21 protein-coding genes are annotated in these 22,129 nt (G+C 36.4%); 16 read left to right on the forward strand and 5 right to left on the reverse strand.

All coding sequences use genetic code 11. The annotated features are described in order from the left end of the window. Positions 1-13 precede the first annotated feature (13 nt). From MHH73_RS10870 to MHH73_RS10900, 7 genes are all read left to right on the forward strand, one after another. On the forward strand, positions 14-430 hold the full coding sequence (locus MHH73_RS10870; protein WP_191811715.1) for a hypothetical protein: 417 nt from the start codon (positions 14-16) through the stop codon (positions 428-430). A gap of 21 nt (positions 431-451) precedes the next feature. Next, positions 452-952, forward strand: a complete 501-nt coding sequence (locus tag MHH73_RS10875; protein WP_404826072.1) for a peroxiredoxin family protein — start codon at positions 452-454, stop codon at positions 950-952. Positions 953-1,082: 130 nt separating this feature from the next. Continuing rightward, on the forward strand, positions 1,083-1,220 hold the full coding sequence (locus MHH73_RS10880; RefSeq protein WP_095373332.1) for an FbpB family small basic protein: 138 nt from the start codon (positions 1,083-1,085) through the stop codon (positions 1,218-1,220). A gap of 63 nt (positions 1,221-1,283) precedes the next feature. Beyond that, positions 1,284-1,427 (forward strand): acid-soluble spore protein N, encoded by a 144-nt coding sequence (locus MHH73_RS10885; RefSeq protein WP_191811713.1) that lies wholly within the window; start codon positions 1,284-1,286, stop codon positions 1,425-1,427. A gap of 127 nt (positions 1,428-1,554) precedes the next feature. Then, positions 1,555-3,888, forward strand: a complete 2,334-nt coding sequence (locus tag MHH73_RS10890; protein ID WP_191811712.1) for an AAA family ATPase — start codon at positions 1,555-1,557, stop codon at positions 3,886-3,888. Beyond that, a complete protein-coding gene (locus MHH73_RS10895) occupies positions 3,857-4,273 on the forward strand; it encodes an acyl-CoA thioesterase (protein WP_191811710.1) in 417 nt (138 codons plus the stop codon). The genes MHH73_RS10890 and MHH73_RS10895 overlap by 32 nt, the downstream gene beginning before the upstream one ends. A gap of 17 nt (positions 4,274-4,290) precedes the next feature. Then, positions 4,291-4,584, forward strand: coding sequence for a hypothetical protein (locus MHH73_RS10900; protein ID WP_191811708.1), 294 nt, complete (start codon positions 4,291-4,293; stop codon positions 4,582-4,584). A 34-nt stretch (positions 4,585-4,618) separates the two neighbouring features. On the opposite strand, the gene MHH73_RS10905 is transcribed toward MHH73_RS10900, so the two are convergent. Next, entirely contained in the window at positions 4,619-4,909 is a 291-nt protein-coding gene (locus MHH73_RS10905) for a HesB/YadR/YfhF family protein (protein WP_191811706.1), read from the reverse strand. An 87-nt stretch (positions 4,910-4,996) separates the two neighbouring features. Continuing rightward, a complete protein-coding gene (locus MHH73_RS10910) occupies positions 4,997-5,656 on the reverse strand; it encodes a GntR family transcriptional regulator (RefSeq protein ID WP_191811704.1) in 660 nt (219 codons plus the stop codon). A 368-nt stretch (positions 5,657-6,024) separates the two neighbouring features. Here MHH73_RS10910 and brnQ (MHH73_RS10915) point away from each other — a divergent pair, with 368 nt between their 5' ends. Both brnQ (MHH73_RS10915) and brnQ (MHH73_RS10920) read left to right on the forward strand, forming a co-directional pair. Continuing rightward, the gene (gene brnQ / locus MHH73_RS10915; protein WP_191811702.1) at positions 6,025-7,371 is read left to right on the forward strand and encodes a branched-chain amino acid transport system II carrier protein; all 1,347 of its coding nucleotides are present in this window, start codon (positions 6,025-6,027) and stop codon (positions 7,369-7,371) included. Between the two features lie 404 nt (positions 7,372-7,775). Beyond that, positions 7,776-9,122: a branched-chain amino acid transport system II carrier protein gene (gene brnQ, locus MHH73_RS10920; protein WP_191811700.1), complete on the forward strand. Its 1,347-nt coding sequence runs from the start codon at positions 7,776-7,778 to the stop codon at positions 9,120-9,122. A 108-nt stretch (positions 9,123-9,230) separates the two neighbouring features. Here brnQ (MHH73_RS10920) and MHH73_RS10925 read toward each other — a convergent pair whose 3' ends face one another. Together MHH73_RS10925 and plsY are read right to left on the reverse strand one after the other, a co-directional pair. Continuing rightward, positions 9,231-10,319 carry a sensor histidine kinase gene (locus MHH73_RS10925; RefSeq protein ID WP_191811698.1) on the reverse strand — a complete coding sequence of 363 codons (1,089 nt, stop codon included), beginning with the start codon at positions 10,317-10,319 and terminating at the stop codon, positions 9,231-9,233. 361 nt (positions 10,320-10,680) lie between these two features. Beyond that, positions 10,681-11,283 carry a glycerol-3-phosphate 1-O-acyltransferase PlsY gene (gene plsY, locus MHH73_RS10930; protein ID WP_191811696.1) on the reverse strand — a complete coding sequence of 201 codons (603 nt, stop codon included), beginning with the start codon at positions 11,281-11,283 and terminating at the stop codon, positions 10,681-10,683. 319 nt (positions 11,284-11,602) lie between these two features. On the opposite strand from plsY, the gene MHH73_RS10935 reads away from it, so the two are divergent. From MHH73_RS10935 to MHH73_RS10950, 4 genes are all read left to right on the forward strand, one after another. Further along, positions 11,603-12,016: a CoA-binding protein gene (locus MHH73_RS10935; protein ID WP_191811694.1), complete on the forward strand. Its 414-nt coding sequence runs from the start codon at positions 11,603-11,605 to the stop codon at positions 12,014-12,016. Positions 12,017-12,343: 327 nt separating this feature from the next. Then, the gene (gene parE / locus MHH73_RS10940) at positions 12,344-14,320 is read left to right on the forward strand and encodes a DNA topoisomerase IV subunit B (RefSeq protein WP_341066745.1); all 1,977 of its coding nucleotides are present in this window, start codon (positions 12,344-12,346) and stop codon (positions 14,318-14,320) included. After that, positions 14,317-16,743 (forward strand): DNA topoisomerase IV subunit A, encoded by a 2,427-nt coding sequence (parC, locus tag MHH73_RS10945; protein WP_191811689.1) that lies wholly within the window; start codon positions 14,317-14,319, stop codon positions 16,741-16,743. The genes parE and parC overlap by 4 nt, the downstream gene beginning before the upstream one ends. 186 nt (positions 16,744-16,929) lie before the next feature. Further along, positions 16,930-17,658: a flavin-containing monooxygenase gene (locus MHH73_RS10950; protein ID WP_341066747.1), complete on the forward strand. Its 729-nt coding sequence runs from the start codon at positions 16,930-16,932 to the stop codon at positions 17,656-17,658. Positions 17,659-17,799: 141 nt separating this feature from the next. Here MHH73_RS10950 and MHH73_RS10955 read toward each other — a convergent pair whose 3' ends face one another. Next, a complete protein-coding gene (locus MHH73_RS10955; protein WP_016201461.1) occupies positions 17,800-18,915 on the reverse strand; it encodes an IS4 family transposase in 1,116 nt (371 codons plus the stop codon). A 161-nt stretch (positions 18,916-19,076) separates the two neighbouring features. On the opposite strand from MHH73_RS10955, the gene MHH73_RS10960 reads away from it, so the two are divergent. From MHH73_RS10960 to MHH73_RS10970, 3 genes are all read left to right on the forward strand, one after another. After that, on the forward strand, positions 19,077-19,985 hold the full coding sequence (locus MHH73_RS10960) for a hypothetical protein (RefSeq protein WP_341066749.1): 909 nt from the start codon (positions 19,077-19,079) through the stop codon (positions 19,983-19,985). Positions 19,986-19,998: 13 nt separating this feature from the next. After that, positions 19,999-20,952, forward strand: a complete 954-nt coding sequence (locus MHH73_RS10965) for an alpha/beta hydrolase (RefSeq protein WP_191811687.1) — start codon at positions 19,999-20,001, stop codon at positions 20,950-20,952. Between the two features lie 178 nt (positions 20,953-21,130). After that, positions 21,131-22,102 (forward strand): NAD(P)H-dependent flavin oxidoreductase, encoded by a 972-nt coding sequence (locus tag MHH73_RS10970; RefSeq protein ID WP_191811685.1) that lies wholly within the window; start codon positions 21,131-21,133, stop codon positions 22,100-22,102. Positions 22,103-22,129: the final 27 nt, after the last annotated feature.

Consider the following 22,129-nt stretch of genomic DNA (forward strand, 5'->3'; position numbering starts at 1 on the left):
AAGGAGATAACAAATGAAAGCGTGGATGATTGGTCCGTTTTTAATCACTGTGAATCAGTTAAGTCTTGCGATCGCGTTTGTAATCACATATTTTCTTTTAAAAACTTTCTTTAAGGTGGAGGAGGAAATAAAAGATGAAGTTACTTCTAGTCTGATGACTGGTCTTATCATTTTTCTCCTAAGTTATAAAGGGTTGCCTCTAATAACGAAGTTTGCAGATGTAATAAAAAATCCTTTCATAATTGTTTATTTAAGTAGTGGACTGAAAGGTCTATATTTTGCTTTGATTATCATGTTTATATATTTATTTATTAAAGCCTATCGCTCGCAATTCCCAATGATTCCTTGGATGCGTATCGCTTTCGTTTATTTACTTACTTATTTCCTTTCATTTTGGATGATGAGAACACTATATTTTCTTTCCTATTAGGAACAATAATGAGAGGAAGGAGTGTTCAAGTTGAAAAAAATCGTATTATTCCTTTGTTGCTTTTGGCTATTCATCCCTTTAAAAACTGCAGCAGAAGATCAATTACCAGGCTTGAAGATCGGCACAAAAGCACCCGAATTTATGCTCCAGACTATTGAAGGTGAAAATATCAGTTTAACGGATTTCCGTGGAAAAAAAGTGATGCTCAATTTCTGGGCTACTTGGTGTGCACCATGCAAACAAGAAATGCGTGATTTCCAATTATTTTATCAAAATAAAAAGGATGCTAATATAGAAATCATTGCGGTAAACATTGATACAAAAAGTAATGTAGGCAAATATATTGAACGCTTAGGTATTACTTTTCCGGTTTTATTAGACGAGAATGATCATATAAATGAGATTTATCAAGTGCTCGTAATACCAACAACTTATTTCATTGATGAAGAGGGTGTCATAAGAGATAAGTACTATAGTGCTATGCCTTTATCATTAATTGAAGAAAAGTTAAAACAGTTTTAATTTAACTCTTTTATTTTTACATTTTTCCAATAGAGAAACCCATTATTAAATTTTCTAAAATTTGTAATAACTTTCTATTGAATAGGGCATACTGTTTGTAAATAGAAAGAAATGGTGGGTGAAGAATTTTATGAGAAAACCAAAAAGAAGAACATTTGCTGATTTAGTATTGGAGAATAAGCTGCAATTAATGAAAGATCAGTCTGCAATGGATAAAATAGAGATGCGATTAGAAGAAAAACATGCTAGTCACTTGAAGGCAGAGTAGATTTTTACCTGATTAGTTCACTTAACTTCCGAACATAATAAAAAAATGAAGGAGGGATAAGTGATGGGTAATCCAAAAAGAAATAGTAAAAATTTTGTACCCAATCACCTTGGTACCCAATCAAGGGGGTTTGGTGGCAATAAAGGAAAACAAATGCAGGATAAATCAGGCAAGCAACCAGATGTGATTCAAACAAAAGGTGAATAAATGATAAAAGGATGCTTAGGTAAACCGTACCTAAGCATCCTTTTGTCTGTAAGCGGCTTTACTTCAATGTGAAGAAAAAAATATGGTATAGTTAGTTTAAACCATTGAATAAAGTGATGTGAATAGAATGAAACAAAAGAAAACAGATGTTGACAAAAATGGTTCCCAGCAAGTACATACAGAAAGAAATATATTTGAACAAATTTCTCGTTTAGATGAAAAGTCTGATGCTGAACAATTATCAAAGTTGCTAACAGAAGCATCGCAATTGTCTGCTATAAGAGAAAAAACAGATGTTCAATTGCCAGTTGCATGGTTACAAAAGGCGATTGAATTATCACCGCAGAATTTCAGAGCAAAAGAAGCGCTTGCAGAAACAAAATGGATGATTAACAAAGAATTCATGGATCAACTTCAATATCCTATTATTCGTGAAACTGATAATCGAGCTACAAAAAAATATGCTGCAGAAGAAATGATCGCCATCACAAACCGTTTTATGCAACAAACGATTAAAGCAAAAGAACATTTAAAAGGACAAAAAGAGGAACTAAGCCATTATCAGCATGATCAACTGAGTCCTTTTGTAGACGATTTATATGCTATCCTTGAAGAAGCACTTTCCATTGGCAATCAATTAGTTGAGGTTGCAGAAGCATATGAGCAGTCAATATCCGGCGTATTTCATACAGCAATACATTATGATGAAGTAAAGCGAAAAATTGAGCTACTTTTGAAAGTGAAAGAAAAGTGGCAACAAAAAATCGAAAACTATGAAATACAGAAAAAGCAACATGTGACTCCTTTAAATGAACTTGATGAAATGATAGGTATGATGAATGTAAAAAAGAGAATTAAAGCTTATTATCAATTTTTACAGTATCAAAATAGACGTCGTACTTTAGGTTTTAACCAGCGAGATCAACTTAGTTTGAATATGGTGATTACGGGGAATCCTGGGACAGGTAAAACAACTTTAGCGAGAACACTTGCCCGTATATACCATCATTTAGGTGTCTTACCAAGGGAGAATGTCATAGAAACCAATCGTTCACAATTAGTCGGTGCATATGTTGGGCAAACGGAAGAGAATGTTGCGCAATTAGTCGAAAAAGCGCAGGGTGGAGTATTATTTATCGATGAGGCTTATACATTGAATCGCTCAGCTCAATCAAAGGACGATTATGGACAACTCGCTATTGATACCCTTGTTTCGTTAATGACAAGTGAAAAGTATAGTGGGCGATTGGCAGTAATATTGGCAGGCTATCCTGATGAAATGCGACAGTTTCTTGAAGTAAATCCAGGATTACGCAGTCGTTTCCCGCAAGCCAATCATCTCCATCTTCAAGATTACACTGACTATGAGTTGTTAGAGATCGGTAAGCGAATCGCTTTAAATAATGATTATGTGCTAACTAGTTCGGGAGAAAGGGCGTTGTTAAAGAGAATAGAAAGAGAGCGTGTTGATGACACTTTTGGTAATGCAAGAGCTGTACATGATGTCATTCTCGATGCGATCTTTTCTAAAGGTATAAAGGGTGAGGAAGCGGATATTAGAGAACTAACAATCTTAGATGAAGATGATTTTACCATCGATGAGGAAGAGTCCGTTGATCAACCGCAGAAGCAACTGGATGAAATGATTGGCTTGGAACATGTTAAAGAAGAGGTAAAAACTTTAGTGTCATTTGTACAAGTACAGCATATGCGCGGGAAACAAGGATTACCGACCATTCCTGTACAGCTACACTCAGTTTTTACAGGGAATCCAGGTACTGGAAAAACGACGATAGCGAAAATTTTCGCGCAATTATTAAAAGAATGCGGCTTGCTTAAACGGGGTCATTTGATCGTTTCGAGTAGAGCAGACTTTGTTGCTGGTTATATTGGCCAGACAGCATTAAAAACAAGAAAACTTATTCGCCAAGCATTAGGGGGTGTGTTGTTTATTGATGAAGCGTATTCCCTGTTATCAGACATCAATGCTGATTATGGAAAAGAAGTGATAGATACGCTTGTAGATGAAATGACTAAACATAATGAAAACTTGGTTGTGATTTTAGCAGGTTACCCTGAGGAGATGGAAAAGCTATTGGTAAGTAATCCTGGACTCAGGTCACGTTTTAAAAAGTTTTTACATTTTCCGGATTATACTGCTGAAGAGATGCTGAAGATGATGAAAGCATTTTTAGCAAGATATGAAATGAGTTTAACGAAGACTGCTGAACAATTACTACTGGAGTATTTTACAAAAACAGTAACAGAAGGGAATGGCCGATTAGTTGTGAATCTTGCTGAAGGGGCCATTCAAAATCAAGCTAGAAGAATTATGGAAGAGTCACATACAAGTGAGTCTTCGTTATCTACATTAACAGAGACAGATTTTATGAATACATTAGGTGTAAATAGAAAGGAAGACAAGACAAGTGCTAGTTTCAACGAAAGAGATAGAAGTTAGATATGCAGAAACAGATCAAATGGGTGTGGTCTATCATGCCAATTATATTATTTGGATGGAACTAGGTCGAACGCAATTCGTAAAAGACTTAGGTTTTAATTATGCGGCATTAGAAGAACAAGGTGTACTATCACCTGTACTCGACATACAAGCATCTTATAAAAAACCGCTCCATTATGGGGAAACAGCCACAGTCAAGACATGGGTGGAGGCTTATGATGGTTTAAGGACAACTTACGGATATGAAATATATAACCAAGAAGGCATTCTTGCTGTTAGTGGGTCGTCATTACACACTTGTGTGAAGAAGGATAGTTTTCGACCAATTTCACTTCGAAGGAAGTTTCCTGATTGGCATGAAGCATATGAAAATGCAAAGAAATAAAGAAAGAAGGCTGTAGTATGGCGTTCGGTATTACGAAGGCGGTTATAAGAAAGTGGAAATCTGATATAGATGCAGGAAAGATCGCCTTTCTTACTCATTATTGGCTAGATGATCGTTTCCCCGCGTGTAAAACGGTGACGAAGGTGGGAGCGTCCGACTTGAATCAGCTCATTTTATGGGGGAAACAGTACGGATTGAAGCCGGAGTGGATTCATCACCGTAAGGATGGTTACTCTCATTATGATTTATTAGGCGATAAACAAATCGAAATTATGAGGTTAGAGGGAAAAGAAGAGCATATTTGGCGTTAAAAAACATCACCCCTAGTGCACTAGGGGTGATGTTTTATTTTTCATATTTATACTGCGGTTCGTTTAAGTCCTCATCATAATTAACAATTAAATGGTGATCATCAAAGTACCATAAGTCTTTTTCTTCGATAAAAAACTGGATACCCTCTGATTCTTTTATAACAACAGGATTAATCGGTTCTTCATTAGAAATACCTAAAGAAAAGCCTTGTTGTATCGGGCTTGAACCTCCATAACGGGCAAAAAAACGAACGTAATCTCCATCTGTCAAAAGCATCTCATCTTTGAACCAACTAATGGCTTTTTCACTCAATCGAATGTCCAAGTTCCCATCTCCTTCTATCTTTATAAGCCTATTGTATCCGAAAGCGAATCGCACTGCTAAGATTTTGATTGCTAAGAGAAAGGAACCTTATTTATGCTCAGAGAAATATTCGTTGATGGCACGAATCCAATTGATTCTTGTTACATCAGAGGCTGTTTGTTTGTCACCTGTTTCTAGCGCTTGAATAATCCGTTCATGCTCGTCGATAGATGATTCTGTTAAGATAATGGCTTTATAATAGTAAAGTCTCATCACGTGAGGTTGGAGACCTTCAATTGCCTGAGTAATATAAGGATTTTTAGTTTCATCTACAATTAATTGATGGAACTCTTCGTCATATTTAAGAGCAGAGAATGAATCCTCAGTTTTAATAGCTTCAGCAAACTTTTGATTAATTTCTTTTAAACGATGAATCACCTCTTGATTCAGATTGCCTGCTACTAATTCAGAAGACAATGCTTGCAGAACACTTAATGGAGGGAGGATTTTCGTTATATCTTCGTGGTTTACTGCAGTAACTTGTGTCCCGACTCCAGGATACATTTCTACAAACCCTTGGGAATTTAATAATTGTAATGCTTCTCTAATAGGTGTTCTGCTGACTCCTAAAGCATCCGCAAGATCAGCATCATTCAATTTTTCTTTTGGTTTTAACGTGCCATCAATAATCCATTCTTGAATTTGCAAGAATGCGCGTTTTTTGGCCGAAAGTCGTTGTGGAGTTGAAAAATTACTTGGAATTGGCATAATAAACCACCTTTGTCGTATCAAATATCTGTTCATTATTCTGTTAGTATGGTGTGATTTTTTAAATTGCTCTAAGAAATACAGAAAAAATTCTATCCGTATTAGTAATATATAGAAAAAATTATATAATAATATAGTTTTTAATGCAATATATCACCTTTAGCATTCTTTTTATTAGCATAATTTATTGTGTTCATTTTAGTGATATGTTATCTTATAAATGCAATATATTAAAGAGGTTCTATGGGTGGAAGAAATTATTAATATTATTTCAGAAATATTTAATTCTTATAAGAATTAATATTCTGAAAATACTGGCGGTGTGAATATCACATGCTATTAGTATTTGAGAGGGGTAAACTTGTAATATGAATCAAAAATCTTCAAATTCTTATGTAGTTGTACTAGGTTTAATGTTATTCTCTTTGTTCTTTGGAGCGGGTAATTTAATATTCCCGATTATGATGGGGCAAGAAGCGGGTACAAATGTTTGGATAGCAACAGCTGGGTTTATTATAACTGGTGTGGGGCTTCCATTATTAGCTGTTGTTGCTCTTGGCTTTTCAGGTAAGAGTGATTTGCAATCGCTTGCAAGTCGAGTTAATCCAACATTTGGTCTGATTTTCGCTATTATCTTATATTTAGCTATTGGTCCATTATTTGCCATCCCGAGAGCAGGAAGTGTTTCATTTGAAATTGGAATCCGACCATTATTGCCAGAATCTTCACTAACGATTGGATTATTAATATTCTCAATCTGTTTCTTTGGAGTTGCAACGATATTATCATTAAATTCATCAAAGATTGTTGATATCGTAGGTAAATATTTAACGCCTATTAAAATTAGCTTTATACTATTATTAATTCTTGTTGCTGTCTTTAATCCTCTTGGATCTTTTGCGGAGCCAACAGAAGCTTATTCACAACACTCATTCTTTAATGGCTTCTCAGAAGGCTACTTAACAATGGATGTACTGGCTGCATTTGTCTTTGGGGTAATTGTTATAAATGCACTGCGTGCAAAAGGTATAGAGTCAAACCGCTCTATTATGTTTGCTACTATGAAGGCTGGTTTGATTGCTGCAATTTTATTAGCATTCTTTTATAGTGCAATGGCTTACATGGGTGCTAGTAGTGTTGCAGAATTAGGCGTTCTCGAAAATGGTGGAGCTGTTCTTTCAGGTGTAGCCTATGCATATTTTGGCTCTTATGGTGGGATCGTTCTAAGTGCTGTTATGATCATTGCCTGTATGACAACAAGCGTAGGTTTGATCAGTTCATGTGCTAGCTATTTTAATAAGATCATGCCTAAATTTTCCTATAAGACATATGTAATTGCATTTGCTATTTTCAGTACCGCTGTTGCTAACTTTGGTTTAACAGAGCTAATTGCTATTTCTGTTCCCGTACTAACAGCGATTTATCCTTTGGCGATTTTATTGTTAATTTTAACATTTTTCCATCCGTTTTTTAATGGCAAGAAGTCTGTATATCAAGTGAGTATGATTTTAACGTTTATTGTTAGTGTTTTTGATGGTTTAAAAGAAGCTGGTGTTCAAATTGAGCCTGTTTATAATTTATTCACAAACATTCTTCCGCTGTATGAGGTGGGATTAGGTTGGATTGTACCAGCTATCATCGGTGTGATTGTAGGTATTGTTATTGATCTATTTAAAAGGAAGACAAAGATAAAAGAGAATGAAGAATTAGTTTAACTGTTTCTTTACCCTTACAAAAGACTTTACTTTTGTAAGGGTTTTTTTATGTGAACGATAAAAATATTTTTGATATCTAGACGGATTATTCTAAGCCACTCCAATCAAAAACGTAAGTAATCACATATATTCTATTATCGTGGTTCTAGTAAATGAGCATGGAAGATAAATAAAACTAAGAATAATTCTATTAATATATTACATATGACTATATTTTTTTAAAATAATATATTGCATTCAACACAAGGATATGTTACTTTAAGAATGCAATATATTGCTTGAATTTTTTCAGAGATTGTAATTCATACAATATTATATTTAAATATGAACTTTCTGAAGAATTAGTAAATTATAGTATTTATGATTGTTAACTACAACAGTAGGTGCAGAAGGGGGTAGAAGATATGAATCAAAAGGTTCCATCTTCTTATATTATTGCAGTAGGGTTTATGTTATTTTCATTATTTTTTGGAGCTGGGAACTTAATTTTTCCAGTCATGATGGGTCAAGAAGCAGGAACGAACGTATGGGCAGCGGTAGCGGGCTTTATTATTACAGGTGTTGGCCTTCCTTTATTGGGTGTAATCGCTCTGGGCTATTCTGGTAAGAGTGACTTGCAATCGCTTGCAAGTCGTGTAAATCCATTGTTTGGTCTAGTTTTCACAGTTGTATTATATTTATCTATCGGACCATTATTTGCGATCCCGCGAACTGGTACAGTCTCTTATGAAATTGGTATTAGACCTTTCATTTCTGATGAATGGAGTACGATTGGATTAGTTGTTTTCTCCATCATTTTCTTTGGAATTACCGCATTTTTCTCTCTAAATGCATCGAAAATTGTTGATATCGTAGGGAAAGTTTTAACACCTATTCTACTATTATTTATCTTAATTTTAATTGTAGTAGCATTTGTTAATCCACTAGGGTCTCTACAAGCACCAAGTGAGGCATATACTGTTAACTCTTTCTTTAACGGTTTCACTGAAGGCTACTTAACAATGGATGCTCTTGCTGCTTTCGTATTCGGAATCATTGTAATTGATGCGATACGTTCTAAAGGCGTTCAATCAAATAAAGTGGTGATGCTTTCAGTTATTAAAGCAGGTTTAATCTCAGCCGGATTGCTTGCCTTGATATACGGCTCACTTTCTTACATTGGTGCAAGTAGTGTTTCGCAATTAGGTATTTTAGGAAATGGTGGTGCGGTTTTATCTGAAGTTTCAGCACATTATTTTGGTTCATATGGAGGAGTTATACTAAGTGTAATTGTTATTGCAGCCTGTTTAACGACTAGTATTGGTTTAATCTCCTCATGTGCAGCTTATTTTAGTAAAATCATGCCTAAAGTCTCTTATAATACATTTGTTATTATTTTCTCAGTATTTAGTGCAGCCATTGCTAATTTTGGTTTAAGTCAATTGATCGCTATTTCAGTACCGGTATTGACAGCTATTTATCCATTAGCGATTGTATTATTAATTCTTACATTCTTACACCCATTGTTTAATGGCAAGAAAACGGTTTATCAAATGAGTATGTTATTTACATTTATTATTGGTGTCTTTGATGGCTTTAAAGCAGCAGGATATACGATTGCCTCAGTAGATAATCTTTTCTCTAGTATTCTTCCATTATATGATGTAGGGCTAGGTTGGTTATTACCTGCATTTATAGGCGCTGTTATAGGAATGATTATTGGCTTATTTCAACGGAAAAAAGTTGAGGATGAAAAAGAACAAGTCATTTAAAGAGAAAAAGAAGCCTCCGACTAAAATGGAGGCTTCTTTTATTGATATAAGGACAATGCTGATTATTCAGATATGTTAAGTTCATCTCTCAACTCTGTATGTATGATCTTAATCAAGCGGTAATGTAATTGTAATGGTTGTACCTACATTCATTTCAGATGAAATGTTAATCCACCCATTATGTTGTTCAATAATTCTTTTGCAGATGGATAACCCAATGCCTGTGCCCGTTGTTTTAGTAGAATAAAAAGGTTGAAAAAGCTTTTCTAATGTCTCTTCATTCATCCCATAACCCGTATCTTTTATAACGATTATACAGGTTTCATCTGTACTTCTAACAGAGATTTTAATCGTATTTTCTTGGTGTTGCTCCACTGTATCAAATGATTCGAGTGCATTTTTAATTAGATTGACTAATACTTGTTTTAATTGCTTGGCGTTTCCATTTATATACGGGTCATCTTTTGATAATTGGAATGTGAGTGCTGTATTTTTTAAAATCGCTTCACTTTGAAACAACAGGAAAGTATCGTGGACAAGTTTATTAATAGAAATACGTTCTTTAATATTGTCTGTTGGTTTTGCTGCATTTAAAAACTCATGGATAATGTCATTGGCACGATTAATCTCATCTAGAGCAATATCAACATATTGATTTTTCCCTGACTCATTGAGATAGGGTTTTAACAATTGTAAAAAACCTTTAACTGTTGTAAGTGGATTGCGGATTTCGTGTGCCATAGATGCTGCAAGTGTACTTAAATTTTGTGCGTATTCATTTGTGAAATTTGCTTCATTAATCTGAGAAGCTGTTTCATGAATGATTTTCTTTTTTTCATTCAGTTCTAAACTAAATCTGAGAAGTTTCTGTTCCAATTGTTGTGTTTGATAGTTATGGTCAGCAGATAATGAATGAAATAAGGGATAGCAAAATAAATGACATGATTCTTCCTCTGGAATCGTATAGACGCGATAATTGTGATACCCGTTACCGAAAAATAGCTGTAAATTAAGAACTGCTTTTTTCTTGCGTATTACATTAAATTGTTCGACATCTTCGTAATTCATTAATTGTGTGAATGGGGTACCAATGATTGTATGTTGATTAACTATAGATGTTGAAACCACGTGATTATTGTTGTCAATTAAGAAGTATGGAAATGGTAGTTCTTTTAAGACAATCTCAGTTAATTTCATTTCTTATCATCCTTACCATTGTTTGTCATGTGGAAGTAGTATTTAATGTCATGCTCTTTTATTCTATTAGAAGAAATTGCAATATATGTTAGAAAAAGATGTATATTGAGAAAAAAACACGAAACTTCTCTACATATTTTGTTATGTACTTGAGTTAAAATGTCATATTTTTAAATAAATAGCAAAGTTGGAATGATTAATCTTATCATACCAAAGTCATTCAATGGCTTTCAATCACCGTTTTCATTCGTTAAAGGGATTTTTTAGGATTGATTAGAGAAAAGACTCACGTCATTCTACCTAGTAAAGAAATGGATAGATAAGAAAAAGACAGCATTCCTTAACGCTGTCTTTTGGATGTCTATCTTTTCTTTTTGAATAAATTGACCTTTGGTTCGGTTTTATTGACAATCCTTTTAATATTTGTACGATGTCGATAAATGATGAACGATGTCATTAAGGCAATCACTATGATTAAAATTGGATCACCGAGAATAATTGAATAAATCAATCCTGCAATACCAGCAATCATTGATGATAATGAAACATATTTAGTAGTGAGAAGCGAGATGAAAAATACAACTAATATGACCGCAAACATAACAGGCACGAACGCCAGCACAACACCTGCAGATGTAGCAACAGCTTTACCACCTTTGAATCCTGCAAATATCGGATACATATGTCCAATAACAGCAAAAATCCCTATAATCACTGTATGTATATCAATATCAAAGAAGATAGGTAATACTCCAGCAGCTATTGTACCTTTTAGGATATCTGCAAGTGTAACGGTAAACCCTGCTTTTTTCCCTAGCGTTCGGAAAGTGTTTGTCCCACCAAGGTTACCACTACCATGCTCACGGATATCAATGCCATAAAACACTTTACCAATGATTAATCCAGATGGAATGGAACCAATTAAATAAGCAATAAGAAAAACGATGATTACTTCAAATGTCATAAACTCTCCCCCACGGAATAAAAATACAGTTCTTATATTGTACCATGTAAATAAGTGAATGTACTATGTTGCATTTAAATTATCTTTTCAAGTGCCAAGATTGATTCCTTTATTATGAAACGAATGTTAAATAGATATATGAGTAAAATTAGTAGAAAAGAACATTTTTGTTAAGCGGTATGGCGTAAATTTAGCGAGAAAGAAAGCTGTATAAAAGAGATGACGATATTATGTTAGAAAGAACAGAATTGCGATCTATTCGCATTTATACTTTAATTCAGATAAAATAGTGTAGAGTTCAAAATAAGAGGTGAATGTATTGAGTATAGAAAACCCAACAAGAACTGAAATTGGAAAGTTGTTAAAACAAGCAAAGAGGATTGCCGTCGTAGGATTAAGTGATAACCCTAATCGCACATCCTATATGGTAAGTGAAGCGATGCAAAAAAGTGGTTACGAAATTATTCCTGTTAACCCGAAAATTAAGGAAGTATTAGGTGTAAAAGCGGTTGCATCATTAGCTGAAATAGAAGGCAAAGTGGATATTGTTAATGTCTTTAGACGTTCAGAATATTTGCCAAGTCTTGCAAGTGAATTTCAAAATATTGATTGTCCCATTTTTTGGACTCAGCTAGGTGTTGTAGATGAAGGTGTATTTCAGCAATTAAGTGATGCTGGTTATACCGTGATCATGGATCGATGCATTAAAGTAGAGCATGCGCTAACAAAATAACATTTGTAGCATGGGATCATGAATTTGATTTCATGCTTTTTCTTTCATAAGCGGATTAGTAGAGAAAATATGATATAATGATTAGAACGTTTGTTCTTATTCCTTGTTGCAACAGTATATCTATCTTTAAAGCATGTTACAATGAGGAACATATATGCATACTACTCGCATGATTAAGAAGGAATATAGTGAATAAGAATGGAATAATAAACCGATATCTAATGTAGAGAGGTGCATAAAGAGGCGGTTATGATATAATCAAACTCTATTGCCAACTCGGATTGATAGACAATAGACGGTTTTTGAAGAGATGAAAGGGGAATGCTTGTGGCAAAAAATCAGGAAGTATTTGACTATAATGATGATGCCATACAAGTACTTGAGGGATTAGAAGCTGTTAGAAAACGTCCCGGAATGTACATTGGAAGTACGGATGCAAGAGGGTTACACCACCTTGTATACGAAATAGTCGATAACGCTGTAGATGAAGCACTCGCAGGTTTCGGCGATCATATCATTGTCAAAATACATAAAGACAATTCAATTAGTGTTCAAGATAAAGGTCGGGGAATGCCGACCGGAATGCACAAAATGGGCAAGCCTACAACCGAAGTCATATTGACTGTGTTGCACGCTGGAGGGAAGTTTGGCCAAGGTGGATACAAAACAAGTGGTGGACTTCATGGTGTGGGTGCATCAGTTGTTAATGCCTTATCCCAATGGCTAGTTGTAAAAATTAAACGTGATGGACTTGTTTATGAACAGCGATTTGAAAACGGTGGAAAGGCAGTAACAACGCTTGAGAAAGTTGGCAAAACGAATCAAGTCGGGACAACGATCCACTTTAAACCAGATCCCACGATTTTTTCAACAACTACATATAATTTTGAAGTGTTAAGTGAACGATTACGAGAATCCGCTTTTCTTTTAAAAGGGATGAAAATCGAAATAACGGATGAACGTCATGATCTTAAAGAGATTTACCATTATGAAAACGGAATTGAAGCTTTCGTTCAGTACCTAAATGAAGAAAAAGACACGCTCCATCCAGTAGTTAGTTTTGAAGGCGAGCATAACGGCATTGAAGTTGATTTTGCCTTCCAATTTAATGATGGTTTTTCAGAAAATGTCCTTTCTTTTGTGAATAATGTTCGTACGAAAGATGGAGGGACGCACGAAGCTGGAGCTAAAACAGCGATGACCAGGGTGTTCAATGAATATGCCCGCAAAGTCCAGCTGTTAAAAGAGAAAGATAAGAACTTAGAAGGAACCGATTTAAGAGAAGGTTTCGCAGCGATTGTCTCCGTACGTGTACCCGAAGGACTTTTACAATTTGAAGGACAAACAAAGGGTAAGCTCGGCACAAGTGAAGCACGTTCAGCAGTCGATGCCGTTGTATCAGAGCACCTCTCCTATTTCCTTGAAGAAAATCCAGAGACAAGCTCTTTATTAATTAAGAAAGCAATTAGAGCTTTTCAAGCAAGAGAAGCAGCACGTAAAGCGAGAGAAGACGCTAGAGGCGGGAAAAAGAAGAAACGCGCTGAAGCGGTTTTATCAGGGAAGCTGACACCTGCTCAATCACGTAACCCAGAAAGAAACGAATTATATTTAGTAGAGGGTGACTCTGCAGGTGGTTCAGCAAAGCAAGGGCGCGATAGAAGGTTTCAAGCGGTATTGCCCTTAAGGGGTAAGGTAATAAATACTGAGAAGGCGAAACTCGCAGATATCTTTAAAAATGAAGAAATAAACACGATTATACACGCTGTTGGAGCGGGTGTCGGTGGTGACTTCACGATTGAAGATATTAATTACGATAAAGTGATTATTATGACGGATGCTGATACTGATGGCGCCCATATTCAAGTGCTCTTATTGACCTTCTTTTACCGCTATATGAAGCCGTTACTTGAAGCAGGTAAAGTCTATATTGCTTTACCACCATTGTATAAAGTGAGTAAAGGTTCAGGAAAGAAAGAAGTAATAGAGTATGCATGGAGTGATGAAGAGCTTCCGGATACGATTAAGAAGGTCGGTAAAGGCTATATTATTCAGCGTTATAAAGGACTTGGTGAAATGAATGCTGACCAATTATGGGAAACAACAATGGATCCGGAAACGAGAACGCTCATCCGTGTGAAAATTGATGACGCTGCGAGAGCGGAACGTAGAATTACCACATTAATGGGTGATAAAGTTGAACCGCGTAGAAAATGGATTGAAACCAATGTTGCATTTGGCTTAGAAGAAGATGGCAGCATTTTAGAAAATGAAAACATTTCTACGCTTGAGGAGTTAGATTCATGAACAAAGCAGAACAATTTCGTGATCTGCCGTTAGAAGATGTCCTTGGGGACCGATTTGGCAGATATAGTAAATATATTATACAAGATAGAGCATTACCTGATGCGAGAGACGGGCTAAAGCCCGTACAGCGTCGTATTTTATATGCCATGCATGTAGAAGGAAATACGCATGATAAAGGTTTTAGAAAATCGGCAAAAACGGTCGGTAATGTGATTGGTAATTATCACCCACATGGTGATACGTCTGTATATGATGCCATGGTGCGTATGAGTCAAGATTGGAAGTTGCGCAAGCTTCTTATTGAAATGCACGGTAATAATGGTAGTATCGATAATGATCCGCCTGCTGCGATGCGGTATACAGAGGCGAGATTATCTTCTATTTCTTCTGCACTCTTAAATGATATTGAAAAAAGAACGGTTGATTTTATCCCGAACTTTGATGATACTTCGAATGAGCCAACAGTTTTACCAGCGAGTTATCCTAACTTACTTGTCAATGGATCAACAGGCATTTCTGCCGGGTATGCAACGGAAATTCCACCTCATCACCTCGGAGAAGTGATTGATGCTGTTATTCATCGTATGGATCGTCCACAAAGTACTGTCGATGACTTAATGCAGTATATAAAAGGACCTGATTTTCCTACCGGTGGAATGATACAAGGTGTGGAAGGTATTAAGAAAGCCTATGAAACGGGCAAAGGTAAGGTTATTATCCGTGGTAAAGTAGATTTCGAGGATATTCGTGGTGGTAGAAAGCAAATTGTCATTACTGAAATTCCTTATGAAGTCAATAAAGCGAACTTAGTGAAGAAAATGGATGAATTTCGATTCGATCGTAAAATCGAAGGAATCGCTGAAGTCCGTGATGAAACGGATCGTACTGGGCTGAGAATTGTCGTTGAATTAAAGAAAGATGCTGACCCACAAGGTGTTTTACACTATTTATATAAATATACTGATCTGCAAATCCCATATAATTTTAATATGGTGGCGATTCATAACCGTCATCCGAAAACGATGGGTTTAGTTCCCTTATTAGATGCCTATATTGACCATCGAAAAGAGGTTGTCACACGTAGAACACAATTCGATTTAGAAAAAGCGCAAACACGTCAGCATATCGTTGAAGGACTCATAAAGGCGTTATCTATATTGGATGAAGTCATCGCGACGATTCGTGCTTCAAAAGATAAGCGTGATGCGAAAGAGAACTTGATGAGAGAGTATCAATTTACAGAGCCACAAGCAGAAGCGATCGTCTCATTACAACTTTATCGTTTGACGAATACGGATATTACAGCTTTGCGTGCAGAAGCAGAAGAACTAGCGGCCAAAGTAGAGGAACTCACATCGATTCTTGCCAGTGACAAGAAACTCGCATCAGTGATAAAAAAAGAGCTTCGTGAAGTGAAGAAGCGATTTGAAGACAATCGAAGAACAGTAATTCAAGCAGAAATAGAAGAAATTAAAATTAACCTAGAAGTTCTTGTAGCAAATGAAGATGTGATTGTTACTGTCACAAGAGATGGGTATATTAAACGGACAAGCCAGCGTTCTTATTCTGCTTCAAATGGACAAGATTTAGCGATGAAAGAATCCGACCGTTTATTAACAAAGCTAGAGATGAATACAACCGATGTTCTCCTTCTATTTACGAATAAGGGCAGCTACTTATATTGTCCTGTTCACCAATTACCTGATATCCGTTGGAAGGACATGGGTCAACATATTGCCAATATCATTGCTATTGATCGTGATGAATGTATCATTCATGCCATCCCTATTACTGATTTTGAACAAGAGAACGCGACATTACTATTTATTACGAAAAACGGTATGGTGAAGAAAACCGAATTAAAATCATATAAGGCACAACGTTTCTCTAAAGCGCTTGTTGCTCTTAACTTAAAAGGTGAAGACGAGGTTGTCGATGTTCACTTAACACATGGAGAATATGATGTGTTTCTCACGACTCATTTAGGTTATGGCCTCAGATTCCATGAGGAAGAAGTAAACTTAGTAGGTCCAAGAGCTGCGGGTGTAAAAGGAATTAATCTAAAAGATGATGATTATGTTGTTTCTGGAAAAATGATTAAAAATGAAAAAGATGAAGCAATTGTCATAGCAACCCAGCGCGGGGCAGTGAAAAAAATGAAACTGCAAGAGTTTGAGCAAACATCAAGGGCAAAACGAGGTGTAGTGATGTTACGGGAATTGAAAAAACATCCGCATCGCATTGTCGGTATGGTGATAACAAATAACCATGAAACGGCATTTGTTGAAAGTGAAAAAGGAGCAATAGAGTCTATCGCAATAAATGAACTTCGATTCAATGATCGCTACTCCAATGGATCGTTCATTTTGGATGAAGAAGAAAATGGTTCCATTATTCATTTATGGACTGAAAAGAACGATTAAACATCGTGCTAGAATAAAAATGAGAGATGCTCTTTATAAGGGTATCTCTTATTTTTTTTAAAAAATTTCTTGAATTGAAAGGAATTTTACTTAGGTAAGTATAATATTATTAAAAGTCAGCATGTAAATCGACGTAATCTTTAAAATGTAAGCGCAATCATTCAAGTAGAAAGGTGTGAGTAATTGATGGCCAATCACAATCATCAAGATATCCCTTCCTATGATGCAATCATTGTTGGTGCTGGGTTTTCTGGCATGTATATGCTCTACAGATTACGAGAACGTGGCTTACGGGTGCGGGTTTTTGAAAAAGGTGCTGGTGTAGGCGGAGCTTGGTATTGGAGCCGCTATCCTGGTGCGAGGTGTGACTCAGAGAGCCATACGTATAATTTTACTTTCTCAGAAACGCTATATGAAGAATGGTCTTGGCGTTCTCGTTATCCGACACAACCAGAAATTCTCGAATACTTAAACTTTGTAGCGGATCGCTTACAACTGAGAGAGGATATCGAGTTACAAACAGAAATAAGTGCGGCTCATTTTGATGAAGAAGTGTCACAATGGCGAGTGTATTTACAAGATGGTCGACAATTGACATGCAAATATTTTATTACAGCTGTCGGTTGTCTCTCAGCACATGCGAAGAATATACCGCAAATATCAGGCTATAACCAGTATAAAGGTGAAAGCTATCACACAGGTACTTGGCCCCATGGCGAAGTAGATTTTCGTGGCAAGAAAGTTGGAATTATTGGCAATGGCTCAAGCGGCATTCAAAGCTTACCGGTTATTGCAGAAACAGCAGCGGAAGTATATAGCTTCCAAAGAACTCCTCAATATGCGATTCCCGCACAAAATCACCCTTACACAGAAGAAGAAATTAAAGAATATAAAGCAAATAGATTAGATCACTAGTGTTGCATAAATATTGTCGCAATTTTCAGTCTGATTATCCTCCCTGTTTAGAGCCAAAAAGGTAAATACCTATTCAAAGGTGGCTCCATCCATTTGGGTTTTTTTTACAATTAGACTTGTGCGACAACAACAATTTGCTTATTAAGGGATGGCTTTCCCTTCAATCTTTCGAAGCCAGATATGGGCTGGTTTCCACAATGCAGCCCTTAAATAACGGCTAATTTGTAAGGTTTTTCGCTTACTTCTTGTTTCAAGTTGTACGAGAACATGTAGGCAAAAAACAATCAGTGCGATAAACACTTGGTTTTGAATCGCCCATTCACTTTGACCGTAGAATTTTTTGATGCTGAGATGCTGTTTGATCCATTTAAAGAACAACTCAATTGCCCACCGTGATTTGTACATCTCTGAAATTTCTTCGGCACTCAAATCAAAACGATTGGTAATTAAATGCAGTTCATTTCCTTTTGAATCCATCACTTTTAGAAGACGAAAGTAATTTTCAGCACGGTTTTGAGTCGTACCAATCAACACCATTTGATCTGACAAAACAGCTGAATTCTCGGGTAGTTTAAAATTATAAACTTCCCGTATGACTGCGTTTTTCCGTAGCCTTGAAAGAAAAAAGTAACCATCATCTGTCATTCGGTCAAAGCGCTCGTAATCTAGGTAGCCACGGTCAAACACATACATGCATTCTTTATCATCAACCATGATTTCAAGCTGACCACGATCATGTTCTTTTGCCGTTGTTAAAACAGCCTTTTCAGGATAGGAACTCCCTTTTTCCATAAACACAAGTCTCAAATGCAACTTGACACCCGCTTTTGTTTTGCGGAACTTTGCCCATTTATGATTGGTCAAATTAAGTGGCAATGTGCTTGAATCAATAATTTTTAACGGCATAATAAGCTTTGTATAATGTGTTTTTGCATGAATTTGTGCGACTAAATCAAGGAAAAGCCTTTGAAATAAATCTGGATTTATACCGTTTAATCGGCGTGAGAGCTGAGAAATACTGATTGAATCAAGATCAATGCCTTTTTGTAGTTGGTCGTCGAAAAGACAATCGCTTAGCTCATGCAAACTTTCGACTTCTTGTAGCTGTGCAAAAAGGAGTAATTTTAGAAATGAGTCTGTTTTTAGTTTTTTCGTATAGTAATCTAATTTCAACGTTTTCACGGTTTCTTCAAAAAGTTGAAGATTTATTGGTGAAAACCATTGTCCAAATGAAGTTTTTCGTGTAATCTTGTCCATGAGTTGGTCCTTTTTTAGTGGATTTGGACGGGTTACCACCTGACTTATCCATTATAAAGGACTTTTTCTTTGCACAAAATAATAAAATTGAACATTTTGAGTATTTTTAATAGTGAAAATAAATTAATGCAACACTAGTGAGATTAGATACAAGAAATAAAATGTTTCAATCTCATACTGGTTATCCGTTTTTTTCCCGACCGATTTCTGCCTTAGAAGAAAATCAATTCAAAAGGCAGGAAGTTTATGAAACAGCATGGAATAAAGGCGGATTTGAGATTAGTGCCACTTATAATGATTTATTACTTAATGAATCCTCTAATGAAACACTTAGTCAATTTGTTAAAGACAAGATTAAACAAGTTGTTAAGGATCAAACGTTGGCAGAAAAATTATTACCCACCTACCCCATTGCCACTAAACGATTAGTTCTTGATACAAATTATTACGAAACATTTAATTTGCCACACGTCCACTTTGTCAATGTAAAAACTGCGCCTATAACACAATTTAGTGAAAACGGCATTTGCACAGCAGACAAAGAGTACCCCTTAGATATGGTCGTGTTCGCTACAGGTTATGACGGCATGACCGGACCATTATTAAATATGGATATTAAAGGACGTGGAGGAGAATCACTAAAAGAAAAATGGGAACATGGCGCCAATGTATCAACTTACTTAGGTGTTGCGACTAACCTCTTCCCGAATATGTTTATGATTACTGGACCACAAAGTCCATCTGTTGCAACAAATATGCCGACAAGTATTGAACAGCATGTGGATTGGATTGACCGCTTTATTGCTTATATAGAGGCAGAAGGGCTTGAAATGGTAGAAGCGAATGCGCAACAAGAAGAGGAATGGCGTATCCACTGTGAAGAAGTATATAGAAAAACATTATATAGCAAGACCCCTTCATGGTACTCAGGGGCAAATGTAGAAGGAAAGCCTGAAGCATTTTTAATTTATCTAGGAGGACTAGGACCATACGGAAAAATCCTCGAGAACTGCGCTACTAGTGAGTATAGCGGATTTGACCAATATTCTTCTATCACAAAAAGTATGTAAAGGAGTGTTATTAATGGATTTTATGAGTAGAGTAGCGGAAGAAATAAGAGAAATCTGTGAGGTTTTTCCACCATTTAAGTTACCTGAGGGGTTAGAAGCAGCAAGGCAGGCCGCATTCGTTCCAGTGGAAACCTCCCCTTATGTAAGGATTAATCAATTATCCATTCAAGGTGGAGATAAACAAAGAATGTTAGTGAAGATCTATGAACCTTCTAATAGAAATGAAGAGGCACTACCAGCTGTTCTTTTCATACATGGAGGAGGTTATGTAACTGGTCATCCAGATGGTAGTGATGCTATTTGTCAAGCGTTTGTAAAAGAAGCTGAATGTGTGGTTGTGTCAGTGGATTACCGGTTAGCTCCAGAGCATCGCTATCCATGTGCAATAGAAGATTGCTATGCTGCCTTGTTATGGATGCATGAAAGTTATGAAGAATTAAAGATTGATAGAAGTAGAATCGCAGTAGCTGGTCAGAGTGCGGGCGGGGGATTAACAGCTGCGCTCTCACTGTTAGCACGAGATCGAAACGGTCCAAAAATTGCCTTCCAAATGCCACTTTATCCAATGATAGATGATCGCAATACGAGTCCATCAAGCTATGAAATCACCGATGAAAGAGCGATATGGAATCGTGGCAATAACCTAGAAGCATGGAGAATGTATTTAGGTAAAAATATCAATGGCGAGATTTCACCGTATGCTGCTCCAGCAAGAGCAAAAAATTATTCTGGCTTGCCACCAACCTATACTTGTGTGGGTCAATTGGATCCATTTAGAGATGAAACAATTGAATATGTCTCGAGGCTAGCGAAAGATGGGGTCGATGTAGAGTTTCAGATTTATCCTGGCGCTTATCATGGCTTTGAATTATTGAATCCAACTTCTGATTTGGGAAGTACAGCCATTCACAACTATATACAAGCATTAAAGAAAGCGCTTAACCCAAAAGTGAAAATCATGAAATAAAAAGAATGAGCTGCGTGATTGAATCGCAGCTCATTTTCGCAGAAAAAATATTGTTAATTTAGAAATATCTGATATTTAATTGACGGGTAACAGAAATATGGGTTAAATTGGACATATAGAAAACAGCTGTAAATAGGTGTTACCGTTTTCATTCGTTCTTTGAAGGGAGAAAAGAAAAATGTCTCGTTTGCCAAAACAATTTCAGCAATTACAGTTACCGGTCATCGGATCACCGCTTTTTATTATTAGTAACCCAAAGCTAGTGATTGAACAATGTAAAGCTGGTATCGTTGGATCGATGCCAGCATTAAATGCCAGACCTTCTTCACAGTTAGATGAGTGGTTAGCGCAAATTACAGAAGAGCTTAATGATTATAATGCACAAAATCCCGAAAAACCAGCTGCACCATTTGCGATTAATCAAATCGTACATAAATCAAATACAAGATTAGAAAAAGATATGGAGCTATGCGTGAAATATAAAGTACCCATTATTATCACCTCTCTAGGAGCGAGAGAGGAAGTGTTCTCTGCTACTCATAGTTATGGAGGTATTGCACTACATGATGTAATTAATAACACTTTTGCGCATAAAGCGATAGAAAAAGGTGCAGATGGTTTAATTGCTGTTGCTGCAGGAGCGGGTGGCCATGCTGGAGATAAAAGTCCGTTTGCGCTTATTCAAGAAATTAGACAATGGTTTGATGGAACTTTAGCACTGTCTGGCTCTATCGCGAACGGACGAGCCATATTAGCGGCGCAAGCAATGGGTGCAGACTTAGCCTATATTGGCTCGCCATTTATCGCTACAGAGGAAGCTAGAGCCTCAGAAGAGTATAAACAAGCCATTGTGGATGGTTCATCAGATGATATTGTTTATAGTAATCTATTCACTGGGGTTCATGGTAACTATTTAAAACCGTCAATAAAAGCTGCTGGATTGGATCCTGATCATTTACCAGATAGTGATCCAAGCAAAATGAATTTCGGGGAAAATCGAGTAAAAGCATGGAAAGATGTTTGGGGAAGTGGACAAGGTATTGCTGCTATTTCCGCAGTCACAACTACTGCTGATTACGTCAAAAAACTAAAACAGCAATATCAACAAGCCCAAGCCGACTTGTTCGCCCATAGCAAACAATTTACGTGATCAATGAATCCTCTTGGCCGCCTTTTA

Source organism: Cytobacillus sp. FSL K6-0265 (assembly GCF_038003465.1).
GTDB classification, from domain to species: Bacteria; Bacillota; Bacilli; order Bacillales; family Cytobacillaceae; genus Cytobacillus; species Cytobacillus stercorigallinarum.